Genomic DNA, 2,558 nt, shown 5'->3' with positions numbered 1-2,558 from the left:
CAGTATACCCCTAGCGCGTTTTGGGTACATATGTATATAATTGGTAATATTTTTCATCTTTGGTAGAACCACGGTATATTTTCCATTTACCGTTCTACCATTTTTCCGTTATATATTTCGGACAGGTTTAATGGTGAAGTTTACGCTATGAGTGGAGGAACTCAAAATCATGGCCGAATTGCTAGTAATATTATTTTCATTGTTAAAGGTCATTTACGGGGTAGTGGTTGTCAGGTTGGTAATTCCGATTGTCGTGTAAATATTTTGGAAACGAAGGATTATGTTTATCCTGATGTGAGCGTTACTTGCGACGAGCGCGATCGCACTGCAATCCAAGCAATTCAATATCCCTGTTTAATTGTTGACATTTCGGCTTCGCTCAATGTCAAGGTTTTATCTCCCAGTACAGCCAGTTATGACCGAGGGGATAAATTTAGATTGTATCGTCGCAATCCTAGTTTGCAAGATTATGTTTTGGTTGATGCTGAAAAAATAGCGATTGATTTATACCGCAAAAATGATCGCGGTAATTGGGAGATTTTTAATTATCAGTTGGGGGATAATATCGAGCTACAAAGTATTGATTTAAGTTTTCCCATTGAGTCGGTTTATGAGGATATTGTTTTTGATGAATTAGTTTGATAACAGTTACAAATCAAAATCAAGGGTAAATGTTTCGCCATCAGCATCTTTGGGATTTTCTGGTGTTGATGGAATTGAAGGGGGCTGATCTTGTTGACTTGTGTTTGTAGCAATCGGGTTTACTGCTGGAATATTTGTAATTACTTGTTGCATGGGGAATGCACCCTTTTTGAAAGCAAAATAACAATCAATGATAAAGTAAAGCGTCTCTAAATAACTTTTATCTAGTTGCTGTGATTCGGCAAATATACGTTCTCGGTAGCTATCTTTAATCCGAACTTTTTCCGGTGTCATTGGCTTCGTTCCTATTCAAATTGGTTGATTCAAAATTCGTGCATTATTACCCCTGAAGCTCAAGCCAGAGGCGATCAGGAGGACTACAGATTCTTGTTCATCATGGCTTTTGCCATCTCTAGCAATCCACAGGCATTAGCTTCTACAGGATTATCCAGAATTTTAAACCCGTTCTTCTCCAATAGCTTCTTAAATCCAGGTAACAAACAGCCACCACCAATTGCCCAAATTTCATCCCCCTGGTGCTTGGCATCTAGTGTCAGGCTTACGGGTTTCTTTAAGAATTTTTCATACCAATCTTTCAAACAACTGGTGTAGATATCTTTAATATCAATGTCACGACTGTATCTGGTATGTCCCTGTTCCAAACAAAATCGAATCTGGGAGGTGTTGCCGATTTTCCCCCCGTTGAGACGTTTCATTTTTTCGGCAATGTCTTCGATGAGAACTTCTACACCTGCGGGGTAGGGAGTGTGAACTTCTCGCTTTCCCTGGTTGTAACGAGAATAAAGTGTGGTTCCATTACCAAAATCTAGGACGGTGAGCTTGGGTGGAAGTTGATGCCCAAACAATGCACCCATTCCCTCTGGGACAATTTTGATTATTTCTAGGGTGACATCTGATTTTTTGCCCGCAAGTATTGGTTGATATTCTCCATTAAGTGCTTGTTTTAAATCTTCTGCTAGTCCTATGTCATGTAAGCTGACGACTAATTTTAAATGCCAAGCTTTACGATGTGGCAGATGTGCTAATCCACCAAATAACATCAATAGTGCATTTTTAATTTTGTTTTCGTTGTGGTCTGTGTTGCGGTCAAAATGATAACCTGTACGAAAAGCAGATTCTCCCACGGTGTAAGCTGCACCATCTAAGACAATTCTTCCTGGTACATCTTCCATCTCGGCTGTGGAAATATAACTGGGGATACGAACAACTTCAAATCCATCGACGAAAAGTTTCAGACTACCGTAACCATTATCGAATCCTGCTGGAAAAATTTTTTGCAAGGCGTGAATGTTGGACATGGGGGTCAAGTGGGATACAAAAAAGGGTGGCACAAAAATACCCTAAGCATCACCTATATATACCCTATATAGGTGCTAAATGTTCAATTATTTTCTAATTTCTTCTTAGGGTATATTTATCCATTAAGTAACCCCTACATATACCCCAAATTGATTTTATTCAGCACAAGATACCCTAAGTGTTACCTATCTATACCCTATGTAGGTGATATTTAAGGGCTAAAGGGAATAGTCATAATTCTCAAATTTCTCGTTGGGGTATACCTAGCCCCTATAAAACACCTATATATACCCTAACTGAATTTTAGCTAAAACAGCAGAAGCCTATTTTTTGGACGTTTTTAGAAGGAGAAGTTGGACATCCATTTTTGAAACGTAAAGTTGGACAACCTGTCCAAAATCTTCTTCAAGTCACAGCAAAGATGGACTCTACCACCCAATCACATAAATTATGGAAGTGCAATTCGTTGATTATTAGACCTGTCCGAAATATATAACGGAAAAATGGTAGAACGGTAAATGGAAAATATACCGTGGTTCTACCAAAGATGAAAAATATTACCAATTATATACATATGTACCCAAAACGCGCTAGGG

General features: G+C 38.6%; 3 protein-coding genes. 1 reads left to right on the top strand and 2 read right to left on the bottom strand.

Annotated features, from left to right (window positions below; all coding sequences use genetic code 11):
* The first annotated feature begins 75 nt into the window (after positions 1 to 75).
* Entirely contained in the window at positions 76 to 642 is a 567-nt protein-coding gene (locus FFR48_RS27145) for a Uma2 family endonuclease (RefSeq protein ID WP_371851492.1), read from the top strand.
* A 6-nt stretch (positions 643 to 648) separates the two neighbouring features.
* On the opposite strand, the gene FFR48_RS27140 is transcribed toward FFR48_RS27145, so the two are convergent.
* Positions 649 to 936: a hypothetical protein gene (locus FFR48_RS27140; RefSeq protein ID WP_137669499.1), complete on the bottom strand. Its 288-nt coding sequence runs from the start codon at positions 934 to 936 to the stop codon at positions 649 to 651.
* Between the two features lie 83 nt (positions 937 to 1,019).
* Positions 1,020 to 1,961 carry a ParM/StbA family protein gene (locus tag FFR48_RS27135; protein WP_137669498.1) on the bottom strand — a complete coding sequence of 314 codons (942 nt, stop codon included), beginning with the start codon at positions 1,959 to 1,961 and terminating at the stop codon, positions 1,020 to 1,022.
* Positions 1,962 to 2,558: the final 597 nt, after the last annotated feature.

The organism is Sphaerospermopsis reniformis (assembly GCF_005402885.1).
In the GTDB taxonomy this organism is placed as follows: domain Bacteria; phylum Cyanobacteriota; class Cyanobacteriia; order Cyanobacteriales; family Nostocaceae; genus Sphaerospermopsis; species Sphaerospermopsis kisseleviana.
This window is presented reverse-complemented; position numbering and strand designations above follow the sequence as displayed.